The sequence below is a fragment of the Embleya sp. L77 genome (genome assembly GCF_055557415.1).
This window is the reverse complement of the sequence record NZ_CM145710.1, coordinates 991,447-1,016,900: the sequence shown is the minus strand read 5'-3', so window position 1 is coordinate 1,016,900 and position 25,454 is coordinate 991,447. Positions and strand designations below refer to the sequence as shown.

At 71.5% G+C, this 25,454-nt stretch carries 25 protein-coding genes; 11 read left to right on the top strand and 14 right to left on the bottom strand.

Annotation, left to right across the window (positions count from 1 at the left end; translation table 11 throughout):
- Positions 1–28: 28 nt before the first annotated feature.
- From ACZOOI_RS34520 to ACZOOI_RS34510, 3 genes are all read left to right on the top strand, one after another.
- Entirely contained in the window at positions 29–535 is a 507-nt protein-coding gene (locus ACZOOI_RS34520) for a hypothetical protein (RefSeq protein ID WP_465283499.1), read from the top strand.
- Between the two features lie 149 nt (positions 536–684).
- Positions 685–987, top strand: a complete 303-nt coding sequence (locus ACZOOI_RS34515) for a tail fiber domain-containing protein (protein WP_465283498.1) — start codon at positions 685–687, stop codon at positions 985–987.
- Entirely contained in the window at positions 984–1,736 is a 753-nt protein-coding gene (locus ACZOOI_RS34510) for a 2OG-Fe(II) oxygenase (protein WP_465283497.1), read from the top strand. The genes ACZOOI_RS34515 and ACZOOI_RS34510 overlap by 4 nt, the downstream gene beginning before the upstream one ends.
- A gap of 33 nt (positions 1,737–1,769) precedes the next feature.
- On the opposite strand, the gene ACZOOI_RS34505 is transcribed toward ACZOOI_RS34510, so the two are convergent.
- Complete coding sequence (locus ACZOOI_RS34505) at positions 1,770–2,498, bottom strand: TetR/AcrR family transcriptional regulator (RefSeq protein ID WP_465283496.1); 729 nt, start codon at positions 2,496–2,498, stop codon at positions 1,770–1,772.
- Positions 2,499–2,704: 206 nt separating this feature from the next.
- On the opposite strand from ACZOOI_RS34505, the gene ACZOOI_RS34500 reads away from it, so the two are divergent.
- Complete coding sequence (locus tag ACZOOI_RS34500) at positions 2,705–3,700, top strand: alpha/beta fold hydrolase (protein ID WP_465283495.1); 996 nt, start codon at positions 2,705–2,707, stop codon at positions 3,698–3,700.
- Between the two features lie 116 nt (positions 3,701–3,816).
- Here ACZOOI_RS34500 and ACZOOI_RS34495 read toward each other — a convergent pair whose 3' ends face one another.
- The 5 genes from ACZOOI_RS34495 to ACZOOI_RS34475 form a co-directional block, all read right to left on the bottom strand.
- Positions 3,817–4,479: a hypothetical protein gene (locus ACZOOI_RS34495; protein ID WP_465283494.1), complete on the bottom strand. Its 663-nt coding sequence runs from the start codon at positions 4,477–4,479 to the stop codon at positions 3,817–3,819.
- A gap of 585 nt (positions 4,480–5,064) precedes the next feature.
- A complete protein-coding gene (locus ACZOOI_RS34490; RefSeq protein WP_465283493.1) occupies positions 5,065–5,829 on the bottom strand; it encodes an NAD(P)-binding domain-containing protein in 765 nt (254 codons plus the stop codon).
- A gap of 143 nt (positions 5,830–5,972) precedes the next feature.
- Positions 5,973–6,527, bottom strand: a complete 555-nt coding sequence (locus ACZOOI_RS34485; protein ID WP_465283492.1) for a dihydrofolate reductase family protein — start codon at positions 6,525–6,527, stop codon at positions 5,973–5,975.
- Between the two features lie 379 nt (positions 6,528–6,906).
- Entirely contained in the window at positions 6,907–9,510 is a 2,604-nt protein-coding gene (locus tag ACZOOI_RS34480) for a sensor histidine kinase (RefSeq protein WP_465284100.1), read from the bottom strand.
- A 483-nt stretch (positions 9,511–9,993) separates the two neighbouring features.
- Positions 9,994–11,112: an FAD-dependent oxidoreductase gene (locus tag ACZOOI_RS34475; protein ID WP_465283491.1), complete on the bottom strand. Its 1,119-nt coding sequence runs from the start codon at positions 11,110–11,112 to the stop codon at positions 9,994–9,996.
- Positions 11,113–11,163: 51 nt separating this feature from the next.
- On the opposite strand from ACZOOI_RS34475, the gene ACZOOI_RS34470 reads away from it, so the two are divergent.
- Positions 11,164–11,856: a TetR/AcrR family transcriptional regulator gene (locus ACZOOI_RS34470; RefSeq protein ID WP_465283490.1), complete on the top strand. Its 693-nt coding sequence runs from the start codon at positions 11,164–11,166 to the stop codon at positions 11,854–11,856.
- A 250-nt stretch (positions 11,857–12,106) separates the two neighbouring features.
- Here ACZOOI_RS34470 and ACZOOI_RS34465 read toward each other — a convergent pair whose 3' ends face one another.
- The gene (locus ACZOOI_RS34465) at positions 12,107–12,880 is read right to left on the bottom strand and encodes an alpha/beta fold hydrolase (RefSeq protein WP_465283489.1); all 774 of its coding nucleotides are present in this window, start codon (positions 12,878–12,880) and stop codon (positions 12,107–12,109) included.
- A 261-nt stretch (positions 12,881–13,141) separates the two neighbouring features.
- Here ACZOOI_RS34465 and ku point away from each other — a divergent pair, with 261 nt between their 5' ends.
- On the top strand, positions 13,142–14,053 hold the full coding sequence (gene ku, locus ACZOOI_RS34460) for a non-homologous end joining protein Ku (protein WP_465283488.1): 912 nt from the start codon (positions 13,142–13,144) through the stop codon (positions 14,051–14,053).
- Between the two features lie 39 nt (positions 14,054–14,092).
- Here ku and ACZOOI_RS34455 read toward each other — a convergent pair whose 3' ends face one another.
- On the bottom strand, positions 14,093–14,401 hold the full coding sequence (locus ACZOOI_RS34455; protein WP_465283487.1) for a hypothetical protein: 309 nt from the start codon (positions 14,399–14,401) through the stop codon (positions 14,093–14,095).
- Between the two features lie 101 nt (positions 14,402–14,502).
- Between ACZOOI_RS34455 and ACZOOI_RS34450 the strand changes: the two genes are divergently transcribed.
- The 4 genes from ACZOOI_RS34450 (at position 14,503) to ACZOOI_RS34435 (ending at position 18,214) form a co-directional block, all read left to right on the top strand.
- Positions 14,503–15,219, top strand: coding sequence for a hypothetical protein (locus ACZOOI_RS34450; RefSeq protein WP_465283486.1), 717 nt, complete (start codon positions 14,503–14,505; stop codon positions 15,217–15,219).
- 260 nt (positions 15,220–15,479) lie between these two features.
- Positions 15,480–16,817 carry a sensor histidine kinase gene (locus ACZOOI_RS34445; RefSeq protein ID WP_465283485.1) on the top strand — a complete coding sequence of 446 codons (1,338 nt, stop codon included), beginning with the start codon at positions 15,480–15,482 and terminating at the stop codon, positions 16,815–16,817.
- Positions 16,769–17,413, top strand: a complete 645-nt coding sequence (locus ACZOOI_RS34440) for a LuxR C-terminal-related transcriptional regulator (protein WP_465283484.1) — start codon at positions 16,769–16,771, stop codon at positions 17,411–17,413. The genes ACZOOI_RS34445 and ACZOOI_RS34440 overlap by 49 nt, the downstream gene beginning before the upstream one ends.
- Before the next feature lie 258 nt (positions 17,414–17,671).
- The gene (locus tag ACZOOI_RS34435) at positions 17,672–18,214 is read left to right on the top strand and encodes an HAD domain-containing protein (protein ID WP_465283483.1); all 543 of its coding nucleotides are present in this window, start codon (positions 17,672–17,674) and stop codon (positions 18,212–18,214) included.
- 74 nt (positions 18,215–18,288) lie between these two features.
- Here ACZOOI_RS34435 and ACZOOI_RS34430 read toward each other — a convergent pair whose 3' ends face one another.
- Positions 18,289–19,206 (bottom strand): LLM class flavin-dependent oxidoreductase, encoded by a 918-nt coding sequence (locus tag ACZOOI_RS34430; protein WP_465283482.1) that lies wholly within the window; start codon positions 19,204–19,206, stop codon positions 18,289–18,291.
- Between the two features lie 362 nt (positions 19,207–19,568).
- Between ACZOOI_RS34430 and casB the strand changes: the two genes are divergently transcribed.
- Positions 19,569–20,171 (top strand): type I-E CRISPR-associated protein Cse2/CasB, encoded by a 603-nt coding sequence (gene casB / locus ACZOOI_RS34425; RefSeq protein ID WP_465283481.1) that lies wholly within the window; start codon positions 19,569–19,571, stop codon positions 20,169–20,171.
- A 185-nt stretch (positions 20,172–20,356) separates the two neighbouring features.
- On the opposite strand, the gene ACZOOI_RS34420 is transcribed toward casB, so the two are convergent.
- The 5 genes from ACZOOI_RS34420 to ACZOOI_RS34400 all read right to left on the bottom strand — a co-directional run bounded on the left by ACZOOI_RS34420 (position 20,357) and on the right by ACZOOI_RS34400 (position 25,369).
- A complete protein-coding gene (locus tag ACZOOI_RS34420; RefSeq protein WP_465283480.1) occupies positions 20,357–20,818 on the bottom strand; it encodes a GNAT family N-acetyltransferase in 462 nt (153 codons plus the stop codon).
- Positions 20,819–21,033: 215 nt separating this feature from the next.
- Complete coding sequence (locus ACZOOI_RS34415) at positions 21,034–22,206, bottom strand: hypothetical protein (RefSeq protein ID WP_465283479.1); 1,173 nt, start codon at positions 22,204–22,206, stop codon at positions 21,034–21,036.
- Positions 22,207–22,213: 7 nt separating this feature from the next.
- Positions 22,214–22,732 (bottom strand): SigE family RNA polymerase sigma factor, encoded by a 519-nt coding sequence (locus ACZOOI_RS34410; protein WP_465283478.1) that lies wholly within the window; start codon positions 22,730–22,732, stop codon positions 22,214–22,216.
- 100 nt (positions 22,733–22,832) lie between these two features.
- Positions 22,833–24,605 carry a glycosyl transferase gene (locus ACZOOI_RS34405; protein ID WP_465283477.1) on the bottom strand — a complete coding sequence of 591 codons (1,773 nt, stop codon included), beginning with the start codon at positions 24,603–24,605 and terminating at the stop codon, positions 22,833–22,835.
- Complete coding sequence (locus ACZOOI_RS34400) at positions 24,602–25,369, bottom strand: glycosyltransferase (RefSeq protein WP_465283476.1); 768 nt, start codon at positions 25,367–25,369, stop codon at positions 24,602–24,604. Before ACZOOI_RS34400 ends, ACZOOI_RS34405 begins: the two co-directional genes overlap by 4 nt.
- Positions 25,370–25,454 lie beyond the last annotated feature (85 nt).

The window sequence follows — 25,454 nt, the reverse complement described above, 5'->3', positions numbered from 1 at the left end:
TTTTGCGGGTCGTAGGACTGTCGCAGTGATGGCGGCGGCCTTGGCGTCGCTGGGCGCGGGAAGCGGTGTCAGCGCGTCCGCGACGACCCCGTCCGGTGCCCCGTGCACCGGAGCGGAATGCCCCGGCCTGAAGCCGACCAGGCTCACCGCGAGTCAGGCCAGCCTCAATGTCACCCAGATGCAACTGGAGAACATCAACGCGATGGCGACCGACGCGGTGACCGGGGAGCCCATCCGCGGTGCGAAGATCGTGTTCGCCACCATGGGTGGCCGTACGTTGGGGATGGCCTATACGGACGGCTCGGGCATCGCCGCGATCTCCGCTCCGGAGAATCTGGGCCCCGGAACCCTCCAGGAGTTGCTGGGCGGGTACGAGGCCGCGCTGGTCGGCGACGGCATCCACGCCCCGGTCGGAGCGCACGGAGCGATCACCGTCGGCACCGATCAGGGTCCCGGTCTCCCCAGCGGCCCTTGCGCCATCTGCAGCGATCGCACGCTCAAGCAGGACGTGGTCCCGGTCGACTGGAGTCGATAGGGATGCGGATCTTCCACCGGCGCTCCCGGGCGGCAGCCGACCCAGTGTTGTCGGCCCCTCATTCGGCCGACGACGGTATCCCGGCCCCTCGTACGGCCGGCCACGGTCTCCCATCCCCTCGTACGGCCGGCGTGCCGGAGAGTGGCGCCGTGGCTCCGGTCGGCGCGGTCAACGGCTACGAGGTCCTGGCGACCGTGGCCGCGCTGCCCGTCAGCACCTGGCGCTACCTGTGGGAGGCCGAGGACGTGCGCCACCTCGGGCCGATGGCCCAGGACTGGCACGCCGCCTTCGGCTTCAACCAGGACGACACCAGGATCCCCGTCGTCGACGGCCTCGGCGTCGCCCTGGTGTGCGTCCAGGCACTGCACCGCCGCGTGGAAGAACTCGCGTCCGAGGTGGATCGGCTACGAGAAGCCGCGAGCGTGAACGCGTCCGAAGGCGGAACACCATGACCGGGCAGGACACCTTGGCGGAACACGACACCATGACGGGATCACCCGAGGGGACGGAGACGGATCGGCCCGAGGGGACGGATCGCCCGTCGGCGGTGTGTACGGACGCGATCTGGCGGCTTCCGGTGACGGTCTGCCGCATCACCCGATTCCTGGGTGAGCGTACGGCCGGCGCCCTGCTGGAGCGCGCCATCGCCTCCGTCGGCGACATGTTGCGGCCGTCCATGGTGGGAGATCGGGAGGTGGTTCCCGACATTCGCCGGTCCCGCTCGTGCCAGGACTTCGCCGCGCCGGAGTTGATGTCGGCCATCGATGAGGTGTTGGAGGCGGTCGAACACACCCTGGGAGTCTCCTGCCGACACACCGACCCCAGCTACAGCCTCAACGTGCACAACGACGGCGACTTCTACCGGCCGCACCAGGACAGCAGCTCCGAGTTCGAGCCCCGACGTCTGCTCACGTTCGTGTATTACCTGCATCGCACACCCCGGCCCTTCGGCGGCGGCGAACTGCGCGTGTTCGACGCTGTGTTGCCGCTGCACACCGACACGGCCGGCGAGTGGCAGGAGCGCAGTTGGCGGGACTGGCAGCCCGAGCACGACAGCATCGTGTTCTTTCGCCCCACCGCCTGGCACGAGGTACGGCCGGTCGACTGCCCGAGCCGGCAACACGCGGACAGCCGCTTCGCCGTCAACGGCTGGCTGTGCAGCCCCGACCCCGAGAGCTGCGCGAACAACGCGAGTGGGTAAGCCTCGTCGTCCTCGACGCCGCGGCTTCGCCGGTTATGCCATAGCGCCCTGCGGCGACCCGTCCTCCGGCCCCGACGGCCGATCCGCGGCGAGAGTGTTTGCCACCGTCGTGCAGGCGAGTCGGGCCACGGAGCGCAGCTCGGCGTCGGAAGCCCCGGCACGGCTCAGTACGGCCAACGACTGGTTGACGGCGACGACGAACATGGCGAGTTCGTCGAGCGTTCGGGCGTCGACCGGGGAGCCCGACGAATCCGGGGACTCCGACGAATCCGGGGAGCCCGACGAGTCCGAGGAGCCGGACGAGTCCGGGAAGTCCGACGAATCCGAGGCGTCCGAGGAGTCCGAGGCGTCCAAGGCGTCAGACGAGCCCGACGACACCGACGAGCGCGCCAGTGCCCCCCGCACCCGCCGGCGCTGGACGTCGAGCAGACCCCGCACCCGAATGCCGATCTCCTCACTCAGCATCGGTGACTGAGCGGCGGACTGGACGATGAGGCACCCGGCGGGGACCGACGGGTCGGCGATACGACTCAGGACGACGTCGAAGAACGCCCCGACCGCGCGCACCGGATCATCGGGGTGAGCCGCAAGCGCCTCCTCGAACCGCGTGCCGTAGATCGACGCATAGAGGTCGAGGCACCGGCCGAACAGGGCGTCCTTGTTGCCGAAGGTGCCGTACAGGGAGCCGCGGCCCAGGCCGGTGGCCGAGGTGAGGGCATCGAGTGAGGCATCCGCGTACCCGCGCTGCCAGAACACGCGCATGGCCTGATCCAGGGCGGCGCCGACATCGAACTGCTTCCGGCCGGACAGCGTGCACCTCCCGTTTCGGGTTCCTATGATGAGCCTATCCCCATCTTGGATCGATCGGTCAAATTATCTTTGACCGATCGATCCAAGATGACTAGCGTGGCGACGACCGGTGCTTCCTCACCCGTTTCCGCACCGGTTCCCACCCGAAAGGCCGCCCGATGACCGACGACCTTGCGCCAGACGTCCACACAGGGACCCGACTGCCGACGCCGGAAGGCCCCGGTTCCGTCTCCCGAGTCCCCAACCTCCCGGCCGGATTCACCGACACCTTCACCAGCCGGTACGTGGACACCGGCGAACTGCGGCTGCACGCCGTCACCGGCGGCGAAGGCCCCGCACTGCTGTTGGTCGCCGGCTGGCCCCAGACCTGGTACGCATGGCGCCTCCTGATGCCCGCGCTGGCCCGGGAGTTCCATGTCGTCGCGGTCGATCCGCGCGGTGTCGGGCTGTCCGACAAGCCCGTGGACGGGTACGACACCGGCACGCTCGCCCGCGACCTGGTCGCGCTGATGGACGCGCTCGGGCACGGGCGCTTCGCCATGGTCGGTCACGACATCGGGATGTGGACCGGCTACGCCCTGGCCGCGGACCACCCCGACCGGCTCGACCGCCTGGTCGTCGCCGAGGCCGCGATCCCGGGACTGTCCCCGTCACCCCCGCTCTTCGGCAGCCGGGAGGCCAACAACCGACTCTGGCACTTCGGCTTCAACCGACTCGCCGACGTCAACGAGCAGTTGGTCAGCGGACGGGAACACCTCTACTTCGGCCACCAGTTCGCCTCGAAAGCCGCGAAGGCGCTGCCCGAGTACGCCGTCCGACATTACGTCGACACCCTCGCCGCCGACCCGGAAGCCCTGCGCGCCAGCTTCGAGTTCTACCGGGCACTCGATACGACCATCGAACAGAACCAGGAGCGCAGGACTCGACGGCTGAACATCCCCGTCCTGGCCATCGGGGGAGCGGAGAACGCGGGCGAAGCGGTCGGCGCGACGATGAGGCTCGCCGCCGACGACGTGCAGAGCGTGGTCATCCCCGAATGCGGCCACTACCCCGCCGAGGAAGCCCCGGAGGCGACGTTGTCCGCGCTGACCACGTTCCTGGCCCCATACCGAGCCAAACGAACCACACCGGAACCTCCCACCCGAAACACGTAACACCCCACCTCCGCAGCCCAGCCCAACGATCTCGCGTCGACAAGAACGCCACGACCCGCCCTCTCCTCGCCACCATCCCCACGCGGGCGGCCGCGCCGACATCCACCGGACACGGCCTATGCGGCGTCGCGTTCGTAGCGGCCGAGATCGGCGATGTGCATGGCCCAGGTCAGGAACGCGGTGTGGTTCGGGAAGTTCGCCGGCAGATCGGCCGGTGTCGCGTGCGGGTCGATACTCGAGAACGTAGCCACGCGGCGGTAGTTGTCGGCGTCGGTAGCATCGATCAGGTCGCACAGGCCCAGATGGCACCAGTCCGCATGGAGAGCGTTGTAAGCCGACATGATCGGGGCTACCCGCGCCCGGATGGCAGCGACCTCGGCGGGCCCAAGGCCGACCTCGCCGAGCCGCAGGGCCGTGGCCTCCTGGAGTCGGTCGCCGAACTCGGTGTCGACGAAAGGCTCGAGAAGGTCGGCCCAGACGTCCTGGCGCCGCCGTCGAGGGACGCCGGTTGCGGCACAGAACTGCTCCAACGTCTCGCGCTGAACAGCCGATACGAACACCGTGAGCCCCGAGACGGTGCGGATCTCCGGCGGCGCCGCGTCAGGATCGGCGTCCCGGATCGCCGCCACGGGGAGCAGCCCCTCCTCGACCAGGACGGCGACCAGCGGATCCGGATCGGGCACGAGGATCCGATCCCGGTCGACCACCGCGAAGTTCCCCATCCGGTTATGGCGGTCACCGCCGATCGAAGTTGCAAGGCGCAAGGCAAGGCAGGTCAACCGGTTCGTTCCCGATCCCCGCCCCGCCGGGCCACCGACCGGCCCGAAGCCGCTCGGGCAGCCCTCGTCACGGCCCGGCCGTGCCGATCGGGACGAGCGCCGGCCGGTTCTTGACTTGTCATCGCATACGGAAACGCAACGCGGATGACCTTTCGAGGAGGTCCGCCTGTGCCCCCTCGACATGCACGACCACGTAAGGCTCGATAAACGATAATCTGATTAACAGGCCCTAGCAGTAAGGAGCCGACCTGCAAACGGACATCCGCACTCGACAGGTCCGGGGCGATCGGCGCCGGTGGATGGGTGAGAGGGTGTCGTCGTGACGGAACCGAAGACTTTCCCGGCGCATCTGCGGCAGGCCGCCACCGGCATCCTGGTGCTTGCATGCTCGCAGACGAGGCGTTCGTGCTTGCCGACCGGCGGGTGGTCCGGCCGGCCGGAGGGTTGGTCGACCGTTTCGGACACTGGAGATCACCGGCTGGGCGTCGACGGCCGTATCGATGTGCCCAAAGTCGTAGCCGGCAGGCGGAGTTCGTTTCACCGGACGGCTGCGGGTGGAGGGTCTTGGCTTGGGATACCCCCGGGTTACCGCAGATCGGTGAGGAGGCCGTCGAGGGCTTTGGTGAGTGCTGCGGAGTTCGCCGGGTCGAACCATGTGGTGCGGATGCGTTCGTTGCTTCCGTTCGGGGTCTCGTGGTCGGCGGCGAGTTGTTGCAGCGAGCGAGTCTCGTCGCTCAGGGTGCGGCCGACGCCCTGGAAGAGCCCGCGGACGTAGCGGTCGGCGTCGGCGGAGGCGATGCCGTGGCCGACGGCCCAGGATGCGAGCGTGGCGAGATACGCGTAGTGGGTGGTCAGCGTCCCGGTGAGCGCGGAAAAGACGTCGAAGGCCGCCTCGTCCGCGACCGGGAGGGCCCCGCCCAGGTACTCGAAGAGGGGATCCACCACCGGGTGCGAGGGGTACGTCACCGTGACGCAGCGACGTTCGCGGATGGAGGGCAAGGGGATCGCCCGTACCAGCGGCGCGTCGGTGGCCAAGGTCCGGCGCAGGTCGTCGTTGGCGACGCCGGCCATCACGTTGACCACGGTCTTGTCGTCGTCCACCCGCACGTCGGCGAGGGCTTCGTGCCGGTCCTGGCGGCGGACGGCGATGATCACCACCTCCGAGCGGTCCACCACCTCCTGGTTGTCGGCGCAGACCCGTACGCCCTCGTAGCGCGATGACAACTCCGCGGCCGCGCGGGCTCCCCGGGGCGACAGGAACACCTCCGGCGACTGGTCGACCCCGTCGCACAGGCCCGCCACGATGGCCCGGCCGATCTCGCCCACTCCGATGATGCCGATGCGCTTCACTGCTTCTTCCTCCGTGGTGGGTGGTGGTTTCGGGTCCGCCCTCCGAAGCAGCATGACCGCCACAGGAGCGCCGCCGGACAGGGAACGACCCGGCCGCCCACCCCGGTGTCGGCGGCAGGCCGGTCCCAGCCTGCCGGCTCGGCTCAGTCCGTCGTCGCCGGCGTGTACGTCACGTGCAGCACGCCGTTGTCGATGGCCTGACTGCCCGCGAGCTCGAGCTTGGTCTCCGGGGCGCCTTCCGGGAACAGCCGCGGGCCGGTGCCGAGCGCGATCGGGTAGACCAGCAGGTGCAGTTCGTCGACCAGGCCGTCGGCGAGGAGTGCGCGGACGAGGGTGCCGCTGCCGCTGACGTAGATGTCTCCGTCGATGCTCTCCTTGAACCGGCGGATGGCTTCCGCGTCGTATGCACCGAGCACGGTCGAGTTGTTCCAGTCCGCCTGCTTCAGCGTCGAGGAGACGACGTACTTGGGGGTGTCGTTGAAGAACGGCGCGCCCGGGTCGTCCTCGGCGGTGCGCGTGGACCAGGCCGGGGCGAACTCCTCGTACGTGGTGCGGCCGAGCAGGATCGCCGTGCACGAGGCCATGAAGCCGCCGATCGCCTCGCCGAGGGCCGGCGTGAACCCGTAGTCCATGGTCCACATCGGCGCGCCGATGACGCCGTCGACGGTGGTGAACTCGTGCACCTTGATCATGCCCATGGTGTGCTCCTTCGGTGGTGAACCCGGCTGTACCACGCACGTTCCGTGCGGCCGGTGTTCTCTCGTGCTCTCGTCGTGTCGAGGGGTAGACGAGCGGCGCCGACAAAACTCATCGGCCGTCTCGTCGTTGTCACCCGGGGCACATCACAAAAGCACGCTCGACCGACAACCGCCGGACGCGGCGCGGCGTGGCGTGGCACGGCCTGCCGGGCGCAGCCGATCACCCGGTTCGGCGGCGTGCGGCCGTTTCCCGGTGCCGGGACGGGCCGGGTCGCAAAGAGGCCGACCCGCGCGGCGGGAGGAAATCGTGTGGCGGTGGGATATGGCGTCGGGGCGGGTATTTGGGGGGCTGGTCGGGGTGGGGGCTTGGGAGGTTTGGTCAGGGGGTTGGTTCGGGTGGGGGGTTGCTTGGTGGTGGGGTGGTGGAGGTGGGGAGGGTGAGGATCATGGTCAGGCCGCCGCCGGGGGTGTCCTCGGCGGTGAGGGAGCCGTTCATGGCTTCGGCGAATCCGCGGGCCACGGCAAGTCCCAGGCCGACGCCGCGGCTTCGTGGGGCGTCGCCGTGGCGGGCGAAGGCTTCGAAGACGCGGTCCTTGGCGTCGTCGGGCAGGCCGGGTCCGCGGTCGACCACGCGCAGTTCGATGCGGTCGTGGACCGCCTTCGCGGCGACGACCACGGGTGTCTCGGGTGGGGTGTGCAGGACGGCGTTCTCGACCAGGTTCGCCACCACCCGGTCCAACAGTTCGCCGTCGGCGCGCACGGTCGGCAGGGTGTCGGGTACCGACACCCGTACGGCCGTCCGCGCGGCCCTGGCCACCGCACCCGGGACCACCTCGTCCAACGCGATGTCGCTCGGCAGCGGTTCGATCGTGCCCATCCGCAGTCGGCTCATGTCGAGCAGGTTGCCGATCAGTTGGTCGAGCCGGTCGGCGCCCGTCTCGATGGTGGCGAGCAACTCGGCCCGCTCGGTGCGCGTCCAGCGCACCTCGCGCGAACGCAGGCCGGATACACCGGCCTTGATCGCGGCCAGCGGCGCGCGCAGGTCGCGGGCGACGATCGCGAACAGGGCGGTGTCCACGCTGTGGCCCTCGCCGAGTCGGCGCGCCTCCGCCGCCTCGGCGACCAGGGTGCGTCGTTCCAGTACCAGTGCGGCCTGTGCGGCGAACGCGCCCAGGACACGACGCGTGTCGGCGGGCAACGCGCTGCCGGACAACACCAGCGCGAGTGACTCGTCCACGGGGACCTCGACGTCCGCCTTTTCGGGCCGGGTCGGCGGATTGGGGCCGATCGAGCCGACGCTTTCCCAGGATTCGCAGGGCCCGTCGCGTTGGAGCACGGCGACCGACTCCACGTCGAACGTCTCCCGGACCCGTTCGAGCAGCGCGGGCAGTGCTCCTTCGCTGCGCAGGACGCTGCCGGCCAGGAAGCTGAGCGTGTCCGCCTCGGCCTGACTGCGCGCGGCCTGTTGGGCGCACCGCGCGGCCAGGTCGACGACCGACGCCACCGCAAGGGCGATGACGACGAAGATCACGAGGGACAGGATGTTGCCCGGCGCGGCGATCTTCAGGGTGTGCGTCGGCGCGGTCAAGTAGTAGTCCAGCAGCAGGGATCCGACCACGGCGGTGACCACCGCCTGCCACAGGCCGCCGAACAGGGCGACCCCGACGGTGAGCGCCAGGAACAGGAGCATGTCTCCGGGCAGCGCCACACCACCCCGCATCGGCACGAGCACGGCGGCCGGTATCAGTGGTCCGAGAAGGGCGACCGCCCAGCTTGCGACGGCTCGCCACCGGGCGGTGGTCGAGCGTTTGGGCGTGGAGTCCCGGCCGCGGCCGATGTGTTCGTGGGCGACGATGTGGGTGTCGATGTCGCCGGAGTGGGCGGCGACGGTGGCGCCGATGCCGGGGCCCAGGACGGACTGCCAGGATTTGCGCCGGCTGCCGCCCAGGACGATGTGCGTGGCGTCCACCCCGCGGGCGAAGTCGAGCAGGGCGCCGGGTACATCGTCGCCGACCACGGAGTGGAACGTGCCGCCCAGCGAGTCGACCAATCGGCGCTGACGGGCCAGGTTGGCCGGCGAGCCCCCGGACGGGGAGTTGCTGCGGGCGACGTGTATCGAGAGCAGTTCCCCGCCGGGGGACGCCCGCCCGGCGATCCGCGCCGCACGGCGGATCAGCGTGTCGCCCTCGGGGCCGCCGGTCAGCGCCACCACGACCCGCTCCCGGGCCGGCCACGTCGCGTCGATCCCGTGCGCGTGGCGGGGTTCGATTCCGCGGCTGTGGCGGTGGTCGGGCCCGGAGGCATGGGGGTGGCCCGTTCCGGGGGCGTGGGGGTGGTCGGTCCCGCGGTCGTGGCAGTGATCGGGCACGGGATCGCGTAGGTGCTCGTGGCGGTGATCGTGTAGGTGCTCGCCCACCCGGTCCGCGACCCACAACAGCGCCAACTTCCGCAACGCCGCCAGGTTTCCGGGCCGGAAGTAGTCCGCCGGTGTGGAGCCCACGGTCTCGGGCGGGTACACGTTCCCGTGCGCGAGCCGCCGCTGTAACGCCTCCGGCGTCAGATCCACGAACTCGACCTGGTCGGCACGACGTACCACGCCATCGGGCACCGTTTCGTGCTGCGCCACGCCGGTGATCGACTCGATCATGTCGTTGAGCGATTCGAGGTGTTGCACGTTCACCGTCGAGATCACGTCGATTCCCGCGTCGAGGATCTCCTCGACGTCACGCCACCGCTTCGCGTTGCGCGAACCCGGCACATTGGTGTGCGCGAGCTCGTCCACCAATGCCACCCGGGGCCGACGGGTGATCACCGCGTCCACGTCCATCTCGGCGAACGAAGCACCCTGATGGGACAGTTGCCTTCGCGGCACGACCTCCAACCCGTCGAGCATCTGCTCGGTGTGCGCCCGCCCGTGGCACTCCACCACCCCGACCACCACATCGGTCCCGCGCGCGAGTCTGCGATGCGCCTCGTCGAGCATCGCGTACGTCTTGCCCACCCCGGGCGCCGCACCGAGATAGACCCGTAACCTGCCCCGTCGAGGGGCTTCGACGGCGGGTCCACCGGCCCCCGAGACAGCGGGATCCGGCCGGATTCCGACCTGTCCGTGTGACACCCGCACCCATCCTTTCCGAACGTCGACGCGAGGCGACGTGACGTGACCCGACGCGGGCCGACCCGGGTCGGGTCACCCCGACCCGACCCGAACACGACCCGACGCGGGCCGACACGAGCCGAGCCGGGCAAGGTCGAACTCGACCCGCCGCCCCGCGTGTTGCCTGCTACTCCGATACCGGCCTCGCACATTGTCGTTCACGCCACACGGGCGAACGCAGGCCCGAATCACGCCGGTTGCCATCCGCTCGCCCACATCGCCCGGTTCGTCCCGAGCACCCGAGCACCCGAGCACCCCAGCTCCTTCGGTGACCGCCCGGGGCGTATCGACTCCGGGTTCCACCGGCAGTCAGGATGGCTGGACCTGGTCGAAGAGGGCGAGGGCTTCGGCCGGGTTCGGGCTGACGAGGCGTTCCAGACCGGCCATGGTGAACTCCGCCCACCGGCCGGCCCGTGCCCACATCCGTTCCTCGAAGGCACGGACGGCCTCGTCCGGATCCGCGGGGTCGGCGGCGAGCAACTCGGCGAGTTCGGCGCCTTCCAGCATCGCGAGGTTCGCGCCCACTCCCAAGGGGGGCATCAGATGGGCGGCGTCGCCCAGCAGCGTCACCCCGGGGACGTGCGTCCAGGTGTGGGAGACGGGCAGGACGTGGAGGGGGCGGTGGACGAATGCGGTGCCGTGGCGGAGGAGGTCGAGGACGGGTGCGGCCCAGCCGTCGAACAGAGCCAGCAGGCTCGAGCGCAGGGCCTCGACGTCGGCCGGGTCCAGGTCCGCGTGCCAGTCCAGCGGGGCGCGGAACTGGGCGTACACCTTGACGTGGCCGCCGCTGTTGCGCTGGGCGACGAGGGCTCGGTTCACGCCGTACACGGCCAAGGAGCCGTCGCCGATCATCCGGGCGAGGTCGGGGTGGCGGGTGTCGACGTCGTCCAGGGAGGTCTCGACCGCGGTGATGCCGGTGTAGTGCGGCGTCACCGACGAGACCGCCGGGCGGACCCGGGACCAGGCGCCGTCGGCGCCGACCACGAGGTCGAACGTCTCCTGTCGCCCGTCCGCGAAATGGACCGCCACGCCGTCCCCGGTCCCCGGCGCCACCTGCGTCACGCCCTGCCCCCACCGGACGTCGAGAGGGCCGAGCAGCAGGTCACGGAGTTGCCCGCGGTCGATCTCGGGATTGGCCCGGTCATCCGGGCGCGGTTGCCAGTCGCGCAGGACGGTCCCGTCCGTGTCCAGGATGCGCATGGCCTGCCCCTCGGGACGAGACAGCGCCTGGAACTCCGCGAGCAGCCCCGCCTTGTCCAGTGCGAGCTGGCCCAGCCCTTCGTGCAGGTCCAGCGCGCCGCCCGAGGGGCGGGCGTCGGGGGTGGGATCGCGTTCGAGGATGGTGACGGGGTAATCATGGCGGTGCAGGACGCGGGCGAAGGTAAGGCCGGCAGGGCCGCTCCCGACCACGGCGATACGATGTCTCATGTCGATACACTGTATTGTGCCATTACGATGTATCGCAAGTACGGTGTGACCATGACTGTGTGGGACCGACCGGAGCCGCCGACTCGCCCCGTGCCGCTCGACCGGGAGCGGATCGTCGCCGCCGCCATCGCACTGGCCGACGAGGGCGGGCTCGAGGCGGTGTCGTTGCGCAAGGTCGCCGCCCGACTGGACGCCGGCCCGATGCGGCTGTACGGATACATCTCCACCAAGGAGGAGTTGCTCGACCTCATGGTGGACGAGGTCTACGCCGAGATTCTCCCCGAGGAGCAGCCCGGCGACTGGCGGGAGGCGCTGCGCATCCTCGCCCACCGCACCAGGCTGGCCGCCCTCCGTCACCAATGGCTGGCAGACCTGCTCGGCGGCCGCCCGACCCTGGGCCCCAACGCCCTCGCCGTGTCCGAGACCACGCTGGCCGCCCTCGACGGCCTCGCCGACATCGACACCGTCATGCGCGCCGTGGAGACCGTCGGCGCCTACTTCACCGGCGCGATCAGGCGCGAGATCGCGAACCTGCGGGCCGAGCGCGCCACGGGCCTGTCCAAGCGCGACTGGCAGCGCGCCTTGGGCCCGCATCTGACGAGGATGCTGGCCACGGGCCGCTTCCCGGCACTGGCCAGGGCGGTGTACGACGGCACGGAGGTGGACGCCGAGGTGTCCTTCGCGACCGGCCTGGACTGGGTCCTCGACGCCGTGGGCGCCAAACTCGCCCGGCCACCGGCGTGACGCTCGGCTCTTGCCGCATGTGAGCGAGGGCGGGGCGCTCTTGCCGCGTGTGAGCGAAGGCGGGGCCGGTGCGCACGGGCCGTGCGGGCTTGCGCCGTCGCCGTCGCCGGATCCGCCCGCTCGTCCCCGAACGCCCGCGACTGCGGGATGGGGCCGAGCAGGCTTCGGTGCCTGCGGTCGCCGGGCGCGGGCAGGCCGGCGACCTCGGCGATCGCGACCCCTGCCCCACCCGCCCGGCCCCGGTGCTCCCTCACACCTTCGTGGGCAGGAACGCAGCCAGCATCGGGACGAGGAGGTCCGTGCGGCTCGGCACCTGCATGTGGGTGGTGTTCGGGAGGATCGCCAGGTGGGCGTCGGGGATGAGTTCGTGCATGCGTGCGGCGTGCTCGATCCGGATGAAGTCGGTGTCGCCGATGACCAGGAGGGTGGGGGCGGTGATCGAACGCAGTTCGTCCTCCGTCCACTCGACGAAGCCGTGGGCCAGCGGCTGGAGCTTGGTCAGGGTGGTCTCGAAGTGGGCGGGGTCGGGGGCGACCCGGGCGTAGGCCTCGACCATCGCGGCGAAGTCGGCGGCGGTCGGCAGGCGCGGGGAGGTCTGCTCGGGCGCGGTGATCTCCGCGTGGAAGCCGTCGTGCCGGTAGTGCGTAGCGAGCAGGACGAGGTGGTCGATCCGCTGCGGGTGGCGTACCGCGGTGCGCAGTGCGACCAGACCGCCGAAGCTGAAGCCGAGGAAGTCGGCGCGTTCGATGCCCAGATGGTCCAGCAGCGCGACGATGTCGTCGGAGAAGACCTCCAGCGACATCGTGCGGTCGCTGTCCGCGGTGTGGCCGTGGCCCTGGAGTTCGACCGCGATCACGCGGTGGTTCGCGGCGAGCACGGGCAGCAGAGCGGCGAAGCTCAGGTCGATGGTCAGCGCGCCGCCGTGCAGCAGGACCAGCGGCGGCCCGTCGTCGCCGTGCAGCTCGTAGTACAGCTCGATGCCGTTCACCGGGGCGTATCCGACGGTGGGGGCGCTGGACGTCATCGTGCTCTCCTCGGGAGGTGTGGGACTGCGTTCACATGATTGGACCCCCCGTCGCCCCGAAACTCATCGCGGCACACCCGACCGGTCTTCGGCCGAGTGCGATCGCGCCGCCCGCCCGCTGCGACGCCTGGACGCTCCCGCTGCCTCCGCGCGCGGCCCACGGTGCACCGAGCCCGCGGTCCCCGCCGACCGAGGCGGGCCGTGCCGTGGTGGCCTACCGTTGAAGATGGTCATTTCATATCAAATCGGTCAGGGGTTGGTATGCGGGCGACGTGGAAGGGCGCAATCTCGTTCGGACTGGTGAGCATCCCGGTCCAGCTGTATCCGGCGACGTCCGAGCACCGCTCGCCGGGGCATCAGGTGCATCGCGAGGACGGCGGCCGGATCCGCTACAAGCGGGTGTGCGAGCTGGACGGCGAGGAGGTCGTGTATGCGGACATCGCCAAGGCGTACGAGGCCGCGGACGGTCGCCAGGTCGTCCTGAGCGACGAGGATCTGTCCGAGCTGCCGCTGCCGAGCAAGAAGGTCGTTGACGTGCTGGCCTTCGTGGACGAGGCCGAGATCGACCCGCTGATGTTGTCCAAGCCCTACTACCTGGGGCCCGCGACGCCGGCAGCGGCCAAGCCGTACGTGCTGATCCGCGAGGCGCTCGCCGGGCAGTCCCGGGCGGCGGTCACGAAGATCACCCTCTCCACGCGCGAGAGCCTGGCGCTGGTTCGCGCCCAGGGCGAGATCCTGACCCTGCAGACCATGTTGTGGCCCGACGAACTGCGCGCACCCGAGGGCATCGCGCCGACCGAGAACGTCACCATCCGCCCGCAGGAGATGAAGATGGCCGCCTCGTTGATGGACACCCTCAGCGAGGACTTCGACCTGGGTGAGGTCCACGACGACTACCAACGGGCCATGGATGCCCTGGTCGAGGCCAAGGCCACCGGCACGCACCCGGAGGAGGCGGTCGTCAAGGAGGCGAGCGAGAGCAACGTGGTCGACCTGATGTCCGTGCTCACCGCGAGCGTCAAGGCCGCCGAGAAGGACCACCCCAAGCCGGCGAAGCAGACGGACACCAAGACACGCGCGACGACGAAGGGCCGGACGACGGCGAAGGCCGCGAGCGGCCGCGCCTCGGCGAAGAAGAGCACGACCACGCGGCCGGGCAGGAAGACGGGCTGAACGCGCTGCCACGGTGGGCCGTCGGCGTGGCGTGGGCCGTCAGGCGGGGTCGGCCGACTCCTGTGCGAGGGCGGCCAGCGCGGCCAGCCTGAGCAGGTCGCGATCGGGCGCACGGTCCGCACCCGCGGCGGCACGCGCGGTGATCAGCGCCCGCATGGCGGACAGGCGGGCGGCCCGGCCGCGGTGCAGCGCGTCCTCGTCGCCGGCTTCGGCCGCGCGCAGGCAGGCGAGGTGGGCACGCTCGAACCCGAGCTGGACGTCGAGCAACGGCAGCAGACGCTCGGGCAGGCGATCCGACGGGCTGTTGGACGGGCGATCGGACGGGCTGTCGGGCAATCGTTCGGACATGTGTTCGAGAATAGGGCCTGTGGCTCGAACGCGTCGCCCGGTGCACGAGTCCCGTCTCGCCAACCTCGCCACTCGCGCTTCGGGCCGGCGAGGATGGCATCGTGTACGAGGACGGCGCGCATGCGTACGACGCGCAGGACGCGGACGACGACCACGGTGACGTTGCGAGGAGGGGCGAGTCGATGCCCGGGGAGTCCGATTCGGTCATGCCGAGTTCTGAGCCGGAGCCGGCCCACATCGACGCTTTGGCGCGCGCGAACATGGTCGCGTTCGCGGCCGAGCTCGTTGCGCGTGGCTGCGCGGCCGAGGGGCTGGTCGATCCGGACGCGGCCGAGGAGGACGACGAAGGGCGGCCCGAATACCGCCTGTTCGTCGTTCGGCCGAATGCGAGCATGGAGCACTGGATCGCCATGCCCGGCGTGGAACTCGCGGTGGTCCGCGGGGCCGAGCCGAGCAGCCCCTGGTCGATCGAATGCGACACCGACTCCTACGCGTGGGCCGACCTGGTGCAGGAACTCGCCGATGAGGCGGTCGGGGTGGTCGCCTTCGCCCGGACCCTCGCGCTGTTCCGATCCGAACTCGCCCAGCGCGGCCTGGCGTTGCGGGACGACGAGGTGAACGTCGACGTGGACGCGTGCGGCGGCGGCTACGAGGCGTTCAAGCTGCGTACGCCCGCCGGGGTGGTCCGGCTCCACGTCCCGGACCGGGAGGTGGGACCGGGTTCGCGCGCGGAGGTGTTCGTGAACGGACACGGGTACGTCTACGAGCAGGCGATCGAGGCCGTCATCGACGCGGCGACACGGGCGCCTTCGGCGTAACGGGTCCCGGGAACGAGCGGCGGCCCCGCCCAGCGGCCCGTTCACCCGTTCCGCGTTCACCTGTTCACCCGTTCCTCCGACCGCGGTCCTCGGCCGGCGGTCACGCCGGGCGTTGCGCACTGACGGCCCGTCAAGACCTCGCTCGATTCGCGCCTGAAGAGGGGACTTACCTCCACCGACTTGCCCGGCCGTCTCCCCGCATACTGGCGACGCGGCCATGCGGCCGATGTACCGAAGCCGTGGAGAAGGGCACAGGGCCGATGATTCATGCGGATTCGGGGGCTGAAGCGCGGTTGCGTGGGTTGAGCGGGGGCTTCTCCCTTTCGGAAGGGTTCGTCGCACTGCGGCGATCGCTGGTGCTGTGGTGGCTGTCGTTCCTGGCGGCGCTGTTGTCGTTGGCGGTCTCGGTGGTCGTGTCGTTGCTCGGTACCGGTCTGGGTCTGCTCCTGCTGGCGCCGGTCGTATGCGCGGTGCGGCGGCTTGCGGATCGGCAGCGTGCGCTGGCGGATCGGTGGTCGAACGTGCGGATCCCGGCCTGCTACCTGCCCAGGCCCGAGCCGATTCCCGGTGGGCGCGGCTTCTTTGCTCGGCTCCGGTGGATCGTCCGGGATCCGCAGACCTGGCGCGACTGGCTCTGGTTGGTGCTCGACCCGATCGTCGGCGCCACGCTCGTGGCCGGGCCGAGTGTGCTGGTCCTCGGCGGATTCTGGGCGATCGGGCTGGCGTTCCACGGAGTCCCGTTGTCGCACGAATGGGACGGCCTGTGGTGCCTGTTCATCCCGGTCCGGGATCAGACCACCGCGACCCTCGCGGGCGTGCTCGGTCTGCTCCAGCTGCCCCTCGCGCTGTGGCTGGCGCCGCGTTCGGTACGCCTGCACGCCCGGTACACCCGGGCCGTGCTCGCGCCGAGCGAGAAGGCGCAGATGGCGTACCGGATCGAACAACTCACCACGACCCGCGCCGAGGCGGCCGACACGCAGTCGGCCGAGATCCGGCGGATCGAACGCGACCTGCACGACGGGGCGCAGGCGCGGCTGGTCGCGATGGGCATGACGCTCGGCGCGGCCGAGCACCTCCTGGACAGCGATCCCGCCGCCGTGCGCGCGCTGTTGGTCCAGGTTCGCGAATCCTCGTCCAAGGCGCTGGAGGAACTGCGCGATTTGGTCCGCGGTATCCACCCGCCGATCCTGGCCGACCGGGGCCTCGGCGACGCCGTACGCTCGCTCGCCATGATCTGCCCCCTCGACGTGCAGGTCGACATCGACCTGCCGGGGCGCCCGGACGCGCCGGTGGAATCGGCCGCGTACTTCGCGGTCTCGGAGGTTCTCACCAATGCCGCCAAGCACTCGGGCGCCGACCGGGTCCGGATCGACATCGGCTACGCTCTCGGGCTGCTGCGCATCGGGATCACCGACGACGGCCTGGGCGGGGCGGATCCCCGCCGGGGGAGCGGCCTGCGCGGCATCGAGCGCCGGCTCGCCACGTTCGACGGTGTCCTGGCCGTGACCAGTCCGCCGAACGGCCCGACCCAGGTGACGATGGAGATCCCGTGCGCATTGTCCTCGCCGAAGACCACTTCCTCCTCCGGGACGGAGTGATCCGACTGCTGGAGGCGTACGGCAACGAGGTCGTGGCCGCGGTGGAGAGCGGGCCCGACCTGCTCGCGGCGCTCACCGAACTGCGGCCCGACGTCGCGATCGTGGACATCCGCCTGCCGCCCACCTTCACCGACGACGGCCTGCGTGCGGCCCTGGAGGCCCGGCGGCGGGTGCCGGGCCTGCCGGTGTTGCTGCTGTCTCAGTACGTCGAGCCGTTGTACGCCCACGAGTTGCTGGCCGACGGAGCCGGCGCGGTCGGCTACGTCCTCAAGGACCGGGTTTTCGACGGCGGGCAGTTCATCGACACCATTCGACAGGTGGCCCGGGGCGGAACGGCGATGGACCCGCAGGTGGTCTCGCAACTCCTGACCGGCAAGAACCGCGACACCCACCTGGGCAGCCTGACCCCGCGCGAACGCGAGGTATTGGAATGGCTCGCCCAGGGGCGCTCCAACGCGGGTATCGCCGAGGGCCTGTTCATCACCGAAAAGGCGGTGACGAAGCACATCGGCAGCATCTTCACCAAGCTCGGCCTGCAACCGTCGGACAACGACAACCGCCGCGTGCTGGCGGTCCTGGCGTATTTGGACCGCTGAGGCCCGGGGGCGGGGAACGGGGGACGCAGAGCCCGAGGCGCGGGACGTTCGGCACAGGGCACGATCGCGCGGCAGCACTCCGAGGCGACGGCGCACCTCACCGGCACCGGCACCGACCGGCTGCGGAGGCAGCGCGGCGCGATGGCGCGGCCACGCGGGACGTGTACACGCAAAAACGCGATCGCGTGGGCATGACCAGGTGGACCCGGCCGACTCGCACCCGTGTGCTCTGTCCGGGCGGGCCGCTATCGTGCGGGCGTGACCGGTCCGCCGCAGCGCGCGCTGCTCTTCCTCGACGTCGACGGACCACTCCTCCCGTTCGGGGCAGCCGAGTATCCGACCCACGGCACGGACCCCCAAGCGTGCGACGCCGAAGCGAACCCGCTGTTGGCCAGGCTCGATCCCGGGCACGGGCCCCGGTTGTCGCGGCTGCCGTGCGATCTGGTCTGGGCCACGGCCTGGATGGAGGAGGCGAACACGTACATCGCTCCTCGTCTCGGCCTGCCGGAACTCGCCGTAGTGATCTGGCCGGAACTGTCCGAGGTCGACGATCGGGACGAGCGGGCCGGGCTGCATTGGAAGACCCGCACCCTGGTCGTCCGGGCGGCCGGCCGCCCGTTCGTCTGGGTCGACGACGAGCTCACCGACACCGACCGAGCCTGGGTCGCCGCACACCACAGGGGTCCCGCCCTGCTCCACCGCGTCGACCCCCGCCGAGGTCTCACCGAAGCCGACTTCACCACCGTCGCCACCTGGCTCCACGACCCGCACGTCGCGCCGCCCTCCCCGCCGACGACCTGACGCCGCCCACCCCGCCCATCGCCCCGCGCGCCGGGTCCGGGTGCACACCCGAGGCGCCTCCGTGTCGTTCGCGGTCAGCCGGGAGGAGTGTGGCCGGGGTGGCCGCGGTGGCGGGTGACGGACTCCCGGACGGCGGGGGCGATTTCGGTGGCCCAGCGCTGGTGTTGGGTGGGGTCGTCGGACTCGGCGCCGAAGATGAAGGTGTCCATGCCGAACTGGACCACCAGCGCGGTGAGTTCCTCGACCCACTGGCGGGGCGGGCCGACCAGGAAGCCGTTGGAGGGGCCGTGGGTGATGGCCCCGAAGACGTTGTAGACGCGTCGGATGCCGGCGGGATCGCGTCCGGCCTCGGCCGCGCCGTCGTCGATGCGGCGTTGCATGTCGGGCAGCTTCTCGGGTGTCGCGTAGCTGTTCGAGGGGCACCAGCCGTCCGCCTTGCGGCCGAGCATGTTCAGCATGCGCGGGCCCAGCACGCCCAACCAGATGCCCATCGGGTGCACGGGCCGGGGGCCGGGATGCACGCCCGCGAGTTGGTAGTGCCGACCGATATAGCGCACCGAGCGCTCCGCGGACCACATCAGGCGCACGATGTCGACCGCCTCCTCCAGCGCGCCCGCCGCCTCGCCGGGGGTACGCGCCGGACCGCCCATCGCCCCGATGGCCTCCCAGAACGCACCTGCTCCCAGGCCGAGTTCGAATCGCCCGCCGGAGAGCACATCCAGGCTGGCCGCGGTCTTGGCCAGCATTGCCGGGGGACGCAGCGGCAGGTTCGCCACGTCCGGGAAGACGCGCACCCGCCGCGTGTTCGCCAGGATCACCGCCATCAGCGCCCAGGTGTCCAGGAAGCGGCTCTGGTAGGGATGGTCCTGCACCCCGACGAGGTCCAAGCCCTCACGCTCGGCCATACCCGCCAGAGCGAGGACCTCGTCGACCCGTGAGCTTTCGGGCGTAGGAAAGACACCGAACTCCAACGGGCGCCCATAATCGGTCATATTTTGCATTTTAGGTTGCCAACTATGTGTTTGCGGGCTATTGCGGTTCCGAGTGGCCCATGGTCCGTCGCCCGTGGCGTGCGCGGTGGTGGCGCCCCCGAGCCGAGGCGGGACGACAACGGGCACGAAGCGCTGCGCGGCGTCGGGTGCAGTGCGGCCTCTCGGCGGATCACCCGGCGGCGCAGCGACGGCGACGCAAGCGCCCGTGGTCACAAAACGCGGGCGTCATTCGTCATATGCATGACGTAGCGGCATCGGCCCGGGCCGGCGGGGAACCGGCCCGGGGCGATGCCGACACGGATCCGTCCGTTGCACGCCGGCAGTAAGGACCACGTCATGCCGTTCCCGACCGAGTGCGCACGATGACGGCGCCGTCGATCCCGCGTGTCTCCGCCTACTGGGCGCCCTGGGAGCACGCGTTGCACACGTTCCTCGTCCGCGTGCACGGCGATCGGACCCTGGCGGCGCGCTTTCCGGCCGGCGTCGACGCGGGGCCCTGCGCGTCGGCCCTGGAGGCGATCACCGCGCACCTGCCGCACACGCTCGACCGCCGGCGCGCGACCCGGGCCGTTGCGCAGGTGGTCACGCTGTACGTGATCCACCAGGGACGCACCGCCGCGTCGCTGCATCGCCCGGACGGCACCTCGATCGGCGCCGCCTGCCGTGATCTGTCGCTGCGGCTCGTGCCCGAGGGCACCCTGGTACAGCGGCGACAACGCACGGGCTTCGATGCCGCCGTCGACGCGGCCACGATGGAGGAACTCGCCGCTCGACTACGCGGCCTGATGCCCGAACTCCGGGCGAGGCGGATCGCGCTCGACCACGTGCGACTGGCCAAGGACCTGCTGTGGTGGGAGACCCCGGTCGGCCACCGCTACGCGCGCAACCGCTGGGAGGAGGACTTCCACGACCTGGGCGGAACCGCCTCCGCCGACGGCGAACCCGGCGACCGGGAGCGCCGGTGAACACTCGGCCCGACCACGTCCGGGGGTGACGCCGCGACGGCGCCGGGGTGACCCGCACCGGCACTCGACGCCACGACCGCGGGCGCAGGCCGGGCCACGCCCCGCGCCCGGCCCGCGCCCCGCACCCGGCACACCCCCCCGCACCCGGCCGCGGCCGGCACCGCACCGGCACCCGACCGGTCGGGTCAGCGCTCGGCCGGGTCCAGGGTGAAGCGCAGTTCGGGACGCTGCCAGGTGACCTTCGGCGGTGTGGGGGCCACCGTGCCGATCCGTTCCGCGCCCATGCGGCGGTAGAACTCCTCGGCGGGCGGATGTGAGACCACGCGCACCTCGGCGAGTCCGGCGGCCCGGGCCCGATGGAGCATGTGCTCGACGAGCAGCCGCCCGACGCCCATGCCCTGCGCGTCGTCCGCCACGAACGCCAGGTCCAGCTCCGGCGGTTCCGACACCAGCGCGTAGCAGCCCAGCAGCCGGTCGGTGGCGTCGACGGCCACGAACACGTGATGTCGCGCGATGTACTCGACGGTCACGACGTAGTCGGCGACGATCGAGGCGTACATGCCCGTGTAGGCGCCGGACGAGCGGACCAGCGCGGTGAGGCGCTCCGCATCCGCGGCACCCGCCCGCTTGATGGTGATGGCGTGCATCCGACCCAGTCTAGGAGGGTGTCCGGCCGGCGATGGCGAACGGTGTCGGGAGGCTTCGTCGTCGACGCGCAAGACGGCTTCCGGGAAAGGCGGCTTCCGAGAAAAGGCGATTACCGGGAAAAGGCGGCTTCCGGGACCGGAGTTCCCGACCGCGCCCGGGTGACGGGCCCGGAGCGCCCTCCTGGCTCCCGGTCCGCGCGCTCACGGACGCGTCGTCAACGGCCCGCAGGTGTCGCACTCGACGTCGACGTCGGCGGCGACGTCGAAGCCGGACTCGTACTGCCGCTCGTGCTCGGGGTGCCGTTCGGGCCGGTGGCCGTGCTCGTGGTCGCCGGCTCCGTGGACGCCTCGCCGGATTCCAGGGAGGCGGGCGGCCACGACGGCGACTGCGAATCGTCCGCACTCGGCAGGTTCGTCGGCGCGGTGGGGCCGGCCGACGGGTACGTGTCCATGCGGATGCCGGCCAGGATCGCGGACAGCCGGTTCCGGTCCAGGGGCGGGTCCGATTCGACGTAGGCGCCGTCGGCGCGGGTGACCCGATCGAACCGGCGGTCCTCGAAACCGACCGGCGGCTTGCCGAAGCCGACCGCGAACCAGGGCGGGTCGGTGCCGTCGAGGTTCGGCGGGTCCTCGGCGCCGAAGCGCAACGCGTACACCGGGGTGTCGGTCGTCTTGCCCATCGAGGACACCAGCGAGGTCAGGTGTTCGCCGGCGGCCAGCAGATCCTGATCCAGCTCGACCGGCACGCCGGTCGGCCGGCGGCTGCCCGGGGCGACGCTCTCGGCCACCCGATGCACCCGGGCGGAGTCGGCGGCGGGGCCGGCCAACGAGGCGACCGCCCAGGCGCCGGACGTCCACTGCCAGGCCAGCTGGATCCGGCCGTCGACCGGGTCCGGCCCGGTCAACCACGCGGCCGGATGCCCGTTCACGAGCGGAGCGGGCGCGCCCAGGCCGGCCTCCCCGCCGGGCAGCCGGTCCGGCGCGTACATCGTCACGCTCGCCCGTGTGGCCGCCACGTCCGGCGCGCTGCCCGGCTTCTCCGGGCCCAGGATCACCCGCTGGCGGTACTTCCCGGTCTCGTAGAGCACCGGCGTGAAGCCGCCGGCCGAACCCACCTGGAAGGCGCGCTGCCGCACGTCGAACGTGCCGCCCGCCGCGGGACCAGTGGCACCGTTGTGCAACGGCGCGGCGACCAGCACCGTCACCAGCACCACCAGTGCCACGGCCAGGGCGCCGCCCGTCACCGCGAGCGCGCGCCGGATTCGGACCGTGCGCCGGCCCTCCCGGATCGCGCGGGCCACGTTGACGCCGGGTTCGTCGGGCGCGATCCGCGGCGTCTCGCGCAGCGCGGCCAGTAGTCGGGCGCCCTCGTGCTCGTCGGTGTCCATGGCCGGTCTACTCCCCTTCCCAGCGGGCCACGACCGGCCCGTCCAGCAGTGTGCGCAGTCGCGCGAGTCCCTGCGCGGTCTGGCTCTTGACCGTGCCCTGCGAGCAGCCGAGGATCTCGGCCACCTCGGCGACCGGCAGGTCGCACAAAAAGCGCAGGACCAGAACCACCCGCTGTCTGGGCGGTACCCGCGACAACGCGATCCGGACCGCGTCCCGGGTCTCCACGTCGGGCCCGGGCGGCGCCGGCGGCACCGGGGTGTCCTGCGGCGCGCCGATCAGCCGCACCCGGGTCCAGGCGAGCCGGCGCTCGTTGAGGAAGGCGCGCACCAGCATCCGGTGTACGTACCGGTCGAGGTCGTTCGCCGCGGCCGCGCGCCGCCAGTGCACGTACAGCCGGGTGATGGTGTTCTGCACGATGTCGTCGGCGTGGTGCGGATCCCCGCACAGCAGTCGGGCGACCCGGCGCAGGGCGGGCAGGCGGGCGCTCACGTACTCGGTGTACGCGTGCTCGTCGCCGCGCCGCACCCGACCACCCTCCCCGTGTCCTCCGGCGCCTGCCGGAGTGCCGTCCCGCCCCGTGTCCGTACCGGTTGCGAACTCCCCGGTACGGTACGGGGCCGCCTGCTCAGCCGGCACGGGCCGCACCCCCCGCCCGTACGTCCCACAGCCACACCCCGCCGATCGGCACACCGGGGCCGAGCAACCGGTCGAGCGTCGCGCGCAGTGCCTCCCGCTGGTCGTGCGGGCCCAGCACCACCGCGTCCGCGCGCCAGTAGTCCACGTCGGCGCGGGCCTGGGCGCGTTCGGTGTCGGTGACCTCCGGCACGGTCCCGCTGTCGCGCACCTCGCGCAGGAGTTGCGAGGTGGGTCGGGTCACCGCGCCGTAGCCGCCGAGCCGGTCCGGCCCGAACGGGCCGACGAAGTAGCCCTCGGCGAGCGGGAAGCCCAGCCCCGCGTCGACCTGCCAGCCCAGCGCGCGGGCGTCGGAGGGGTCGGGCAGCGGCACGGTCACGATGGCCCGGCCGGGCCCGGTGAAGCGGCGCCACGTGCCGTCGGCGAAGAACGCGGGGGTCGGCTCGCGCGGCGCGGTGGCCAGCGGCTGCGGCAGCAGCGGCACCAGCGCCTGGAGGAGCGCGACGCACCACAGCAACCACAACCGTCGATCGCCCGCGTCGCGCACCGCCTGGGCGCCCAGCGCGAGCAGGATGCCCAGCACGGGCACGCACACCATGGTGAAGCGGCTCTCCAACACCGACTCGTACAGCGGGAGTTGCCCGAACCATCGCCATGGTCCGGAGATTCCGGTGGGCTCGCCGTCGAGGATGATCTCCGGGCCGAGGGAGAACAGCGCGGCGCCGACCAGCACGCCGGCCAGGGCCTTGGTCAGGGCCGTGCGCCACAGCGCGGCGGTGATCGCGAGCGCCAGGATCGGCAGCGGCCAGCCGAAGAACGCGTTCTCCTCGGTGCGGTTCATCGACAGCCGCGCGGAGACGTCGATGTCGCCGGCGAGCGAGCGGTCGGCGTAGGCGGTCAGCGCCGCGAGGTCGTTGCCGGCCGGGCCGTGCAGCAGGTTGGTGTAGCTCTGCGGGCCGGTGAACTGCCACCACAGCGGATAGGCGATCAGGACACCGCACAGCGCCACTCCGATCGGGAGTCCGCGGGCCAGCGGGCGCAGTGCGGCGCGGGCGGCGGCCGGCGCGACGCACGCGTAGGTGAGCGCGAACAGCGCGATGCCGGTCGAGGCGAGCAGCAGCGCCTCCTCGCCGAGGAAGATCTGATACGTCGTCAACAGGCCGAGCAGGATGCCGTCGCGGATCGGCCGGCGGCCGGCGGCGAGCCGGATCAGCCGGTCGATGATCAGCGGCAGCACGAACAGCACGGCCAGGTTGGGGTGTGCGTTGGCGTGCGAGACCATCGGCGGGGCGAACGCGCAGAAGCCGCCGCCGAGGGCGGCGGCGGGCCGCGAGGCGACCAGGTGCCGGGAGATCAGGTGGTACCAGGCGGCGGCGGTTGCGGCGAGCCCGCCGGTGAGCACGATCGCCCAGGTCGCGGCCGGCCCGAACAGCCAGGTGATCGGCGCGAGCGGGATGGACAGCCCCGGCATCGAGGTGTTCGCCATCAGGTTCACCCCGGCGGGGTGGTTCTGCAGCGTCGTGGTCAGCGGATTCTCGCCGTGCGACACCGCGCGCGCGGTCACCGCGAAGAACCACTCCCACTGGCGCTGGTCCTGACCGCTGTCCACGAGGTATCGCCCGGCCGGACCGCCGGCCCACAGTCCGCGGTACAGCAGCAGCGCGGCCACCAGGTAGGCGGCGCAGGCCAGTGCGTCGGCGGCCCGTGCCGTGCGCGGGAGAACCGTCGTGCGCGGCGCGGCGACGGCCTCGCGTACGGCGGTCACGCGGCCCGGCCCGGCGGCAGCGGGATCGCGAAAGGGTCCCGGGAGGTGTCCGAACCCCCGTCCGGGCGCGCCGACCTCGTCCCGGGTCGCTGCGGGCGACCGTGCCGCAGCCGTACCCGGGCCAGGTCGGTGAGCACCTCCAGGCAGTGGCCGGGGCGCAGCTTGGAGCCGCTCTGGTGGGTCCAGGCCACCGGTACCTCGACGAAGCTCCAGCCGGAGGCGAGGAAGAGCCGGAGCACCTCGATGTCGAAGGCCCAGCCGTCCACGCACGCGCGCGCGAACGCGGCGCGCGCCTTGGCGCCGTCGAACAGCTTGAACCCGCACTGGGTGTCCACCGTGCCGGGCAGCGCGACGGCCCGGATCAGCCGGCCCCCCACGTCCGACAACATCCGCCGCACGGGCGGCCGATCCACCGTGAAGGCCCCGCCGCGCGAGCCGATCGCGGCGTCGAAGCCGGCGTCCAGGGCCGCCCGGAGCCGGTCCAACTCGGCGATGGGGGTGGCCAGGTCGGCGTCGCACACCAGCACCCGCCGGCCCCGCGAGCCGGCCACACCCAGGCGGACGGCGTGCCCCTTGCCCCGATTGACCGGATGCCGCACCACGCGCACCCGCGGGTCGTGCCCGGCCGCGGCCGCGGCGACGGCGTGCGTATCGTCGGTGGACCCGTCGTCGGAGACGATCAGTTCCCAGTCGATCCCGGCCCCGCGGAGATGGTCGAGTACGGCCGTCAGGGTCGCCGGCAGCCGCCGCGACTCGTTGAACACGGGTATCACGACCGACAACTCGGTCCCGCAAGGAGTTCGCTTCACAACCCTGTGACACGGCGAGCATTCGCCCACGTTGTATGAC

What these genes read in the sequence shown, in the direction of transcription:
- ACZOOI_RS34520 (WP_465283499.1), top strand. Translation starts at nt 29, where the DNA reads ATGGCGGCGGCCTTGGCGTCGCTGGGCGCGGGAAGCGGTGTCAGCGCG.
- ACZOOI_RS34510 (WP_465283497.1), top strand. Translation starts at nt 984, where the DNA reads ATGACCGGGCAGGACACCTTGGCGGAACACGACACCATGACGGGATCA.
- ACZOOI_RS34505 (WP_465283496.1), bottom strand. Translation starts at nt 2,498, where the DNA reads ATGCGCGTGTTCTGGCAGCGCGGGTACGCGGATGCCTCACTCGATGCC.
- ACZOOI_RS34500 (WP_465283495.1), top strand. Translation starts at nt 2,705, where the DNA reads ATGACCGACGACCTTGCGCCAGACGTCCACACAGGGACCCGACTGCCG.
- ACZOOI_RS34485 (WP_465283492.1), bottom strand. Translation starts at nt 6,527, where the DNA reads ATGGGCATGATCAAGGTGCACGAGTTCACCACCGTCGACGGCGTCATC.
- ACZOOI_RS34480 (WP_465284100.1), bottom strand. Translation starts at nt 9,510, where the DNA reads ATGCTCGACGAGGCGCATCGCAGACTCGCGCGCGGGACCGATGTGGTG.
- ACZOOI_RS34475 (WP_465283491.1), bottom strand. Translation starts at nt 11,112, where the DNA reads ATGAGACATCGTATCGCCGTGGTCGGGAGCGGCCCTGCCGGCCTTACC.
- ACZOOI_RS34470 (WP_465283490.1), top strand. Translation starts at nt 11,164, where the DNA reads ATGACTGTGTGGGACCGACCGGAGCCGCCGACTCGCCCCGTGCCGCTC.
- ACZOOI_RS34465 (WP_465283489.1), bottom strand. Translation starts at nt 12,880, where the DNA reads ATGACGTCCAGCGCCCCCACCGTCGGATACGCCCCGGTGAACGGCATC.
- ku (WP_465283488.1), top strand. Translation starts at nt 13,142, where the DNA reads ATGCGGGCGACGTGGAAGGGCGCAATCTCGTTCGGACTGGTGAGCATC.
- ACZOOI_RS34455 (WP_465283487.1), bottom strand. Translation starts at nt 14,401, where the DNA reads ATGTCCGAACGATTGCCCGACAGCCCGTCCGATCGCCCGTCCAACAGC.
- ACZOOI_RS34445 (WP_465283485.1), top strand. Translation starts at nt 15,480, where the DNA reads ATGATTCATGCGGATTCGGGGGCTGAAGCGCGGTTGCGTGGGTTGAGC.
- ACZOOI_RS34430 (WP_465283482.1), bottom strand. Translation starts at nt 19,206, where the DNA reads ATGACCGATTATGGGCGCCCGTTGGAGTTCGGTGTCTTTCCTACGCCC.
- casB (WP_465283481.1), top strand. Translation starts at nt 19,569, where the DNA reads ATGACGGCGCCGTCGATCCCGCGTGTCTCCGCCTACTGGGCGCCCTGG.
- ACZOOI_RS34420 (WP_465283480.1), bottom strand. Translation starts at nt 20,818, where the DNA reads ATGCACGCCATCACCATCAAGCGGGCGGGTGCCGCGGATGCGGAGCGC.
- ACZOOI_RS34415 (WP_465283479.1), bottom strand. Translation starts at nt 22,206, where the DNA reads ATGGACACCGACGAGCACGAGGGCGCCCGACTACTGGCCGCGCTGCGC.